The sequence below is a fragment of the Arthrobacter sp. 2YAF22_2 genome (assembly GCF_052114645.1).
Taxonomy (GTDB): domain Bacteria; phylum Actinomycetota; class Actinomycetes; order Actinomycetales; family Micrococcaceae; genus Arthrobacter.
The window spans coordinates 1-2,510 of record NZ_JBFRFD010000517.1; the positions used below are offsets into that span (position 1 = coordinate 1).

Below are 2,510 nucleotides of genomic sequence, written 5' to 3' on the forward strand. Positions count from 1 at the left end.
ATACTCAGGGGCGGGGCCATCACTTGACATGAAAGACCATGCGTTAGCGGCTGCGAATAGGAAGCCTCCGAATGCCGTCTCATCGGTGAGGGAAAAGTATCGCGGTGAATCGCAAGCCCAGCTGATGCGGGACCGGTGCGCTCTAGGCAAAAGGCGCGATTGGGTCTATAAATCAAGACGGTAGCTCAGCGCGCTGGCGGCCCTTCCGCAGAGGCGCCGTCGGGTGAAGTTTCACAGCATCCGAGGGGTAAACACCGCCAGAGCGCAGTGTCGGAGCCTACCCACAACAAGCAGGACCGACCATAGGAGGTCATGATGCCAGGTTTAGTTCGCATGAGCCTCGATTCGCCCGAGGAGACGCGTCCCTTTGAAGGTGGCACGGGCCAACTTCAACTCGTCAACCTCGAACAGGGCGGCGTGGGACGCGCCACATTCCTGCCCGGATGGCGCTGGTCCGAGCACGTAAAACCGATCGCCAAAACGGAGAGCTGTCAGGCCGCCCACATGGGGTATTTCGTCTCCGGTCGAATGAAGGTCGTTATGAACGACGGCGAGGAAATGGAGTACGGGCCCGGCGACTTCGCCACCATGGCCCCCGGGCACGACGCCTGGGTACTGGGAGACGAACCCTGTGTCGTGATCGACTGGCAGGGATTCGTCGACTACGCCAAACCCTGAACCTAGGAACCGGCACGCCATTGATCCGGAGTCGGCGTCCGCAAAGGCCCGGGCTTCTGGCCAACCGCCGGCGGTGACACGGTGATTCTCACAGGCCCCCGACCGAAGAATTTCATGGCCGGGATAGCGCGGGCTTTCCGGACAGCCGTCCCACAAGCCGGCGGCCTTGTGCGGCACGGGGATCAGGAGGCCGTCGCCGTTCGGTCCCCTTCCTGCCCGCGGCCTCCGTGAGCATCAATTCAGTAGTCGCAACCCGTCCGCCGCAGAAGACTCCGAAAAGGAGCAGCCCGCGCCCGCGTAGAAACGCGGACACGGGCAGCGTGGTAACGGCTGAGCTTGCTTCTTACCTGCTATTTCTTACCTGTTACTTCTTGCTGCTACTTCTTGCCTGCGGCGATGAGGTCCGCTGTGCCCTGGGCATCGGCGGCGTCGACGTCGTGCAGCGAAACACCCCGGGTTTCCTTGAGGAAGAACACCGCGACGGCCGTAACGATGCAGGCGAGCAGCAGGTAGACAGCCACCGGAACGGAGGACTTGTACTGGCTCAGCAGCGCAACGGCGATGATCGGGGCAAGGGAACCCGCCACAATCGAGGTGACCTGGTAGCCGAGCGAGACGCCCGAGTAGCGCATCCGGGTCGGGAACATTTCCGCCATAATCGCCGGCTGGCCGGCGTACATCAGGGCGTGGAACAGCAAGCCAATAATGACCGCAGCGAGGATGACGAAGTCGTTGCCGGTGTCCATCATCGGGAAGGCGAAGAAGCCCCAGGTTGCACCCAAAACGGCGCCGGCCATGTACACCGGTTTGCGACCCAGACGGTCCGAGAGGCGGCCGACCATCGGCACCACGGAGAAGTGGATGGCGTGCGCCACGAGCAGCAGGAGCAGGATCTGGGAGGTGTCGGTGTGGACGACGGTCTTGAGGTAGGTAATCGAGAACGTGACCACGAGGTAGTACAGGATGTTTTCTGCAAAGCGCAGGCCCATGGCGGTGAACACGCCGCGGGGGTAGCGGCGGAAGACCTCGGCGACGCCATAGCCTTTCTGGCCCTCTTCAACCTCTTTGCGTGCCTCCAGGAAGATCGGGGCATCCTGGACCTTGGTCCGGATGTAGTAGCCGATCAGCACGATGACGGCGGACAGCCAGAACGCAACCCGCCAGCCCCAGCCCAGGAAGTCCGCGGAGGACAGCACGGCGGAGAGGATGAACAGTACGGCGGTGGCGAGCAAGTTGCCCAGCGGGACGGCAGACTGCGGCCAGCTGGCCCAGAAACCGCGGGACTTGCTGGGGCTGTGCTCGGCGACGAGGAGGACGGCGCCGCCCCATTCGCCGCCGACGGCGAAGCCCTGGGCGAAGCGGAGGAACACCAGCAGGGCCGGTGCCCAGTAGCCGATCTGCGCAAAGCTCGGGAGGCAGCCCATCAGGAAGGTCGAGACGCCGACCAGGATGATGCTGAGCTGCAGGAGCTGCTTGCGGCCGAACTTGTCACCGAAGTGGCCAAACACGATGCCGCCGATGGGGCGGGCGATGAAGCCCACCGCGTAGGTCAGGAAGGCGGCAAGGATTCCGTCCAGCTCCGTGCCGGAGTTGGGGAAGAACATCTTGCCGAACACCAGGGTGGCGGCGGAGGCGTAGAGGAAGAACTCGTACCACTCAACCACCGTGCCGGCCATCGAGGCCGCCACTACCTTCTTCAGACCCGACAACTCGACTTCGGGCTCTTCTGCGCGCCTCGCGGCGGCGTTTTCCGTACTCATTGGGACTCCTTCGATGTCTCCGTCGACACCCCTGTGAACCTGACGCTGTCATAACTCACACAAGCGTCAGGT

General features: G+C 63.2%; 2 protein-coding genes. One reads left to right on the plus strand and one right to left on the minus strand.

The window, feature by feature from the left end:
• Positions 1-333: 333 nt before the first annotated feature.
• The gene (locus AB4Y86_RS16675; protein ID WP_441403287.1) at positions 334-678 is read left to right on the plus strand and encodes a cupin domain-containing protein; all 345 of its coding nucleotides are present in this window, start codon (positions 334-336) and stop codon (positions 676-678) included.
• A gap of 377 nt (positions 679-1,055) precedes the next feature.
• Here AB4Y86_RS16675 and AB4Y86_RS16680 read toward each other — a convergent pair whose 3' ends face one another.
• A complete protein-coding gene (locus AB4Y86_RS16680) occupies positions 1,056-2,438 on the minus strand; it encodes an MFS transporter (RefSeq protein ID WP_441403288.1) in 1,383 nt (460 codons plus the stop codon).
• Positions 2,439-2,510 lie beyond the last annotated feature (72 nt).

Coding starts and splice junctions, on each gene's coding strand:
- AB4Y86_RS16675 (WP_441403287.1), top strand. CDS start 334: ATGAGCCTCGATTCGCCCGAGGAGACGCGTCCCTTTGAAGGTGGCACG.
- AB4Y86_RS16680 (WP_441403288.1), bottom strand. CDS start 2,438: ATGAGTACGGAAAACGCCGCCGCGAGGCGCGCAGAAGAGCCCGAAGTC.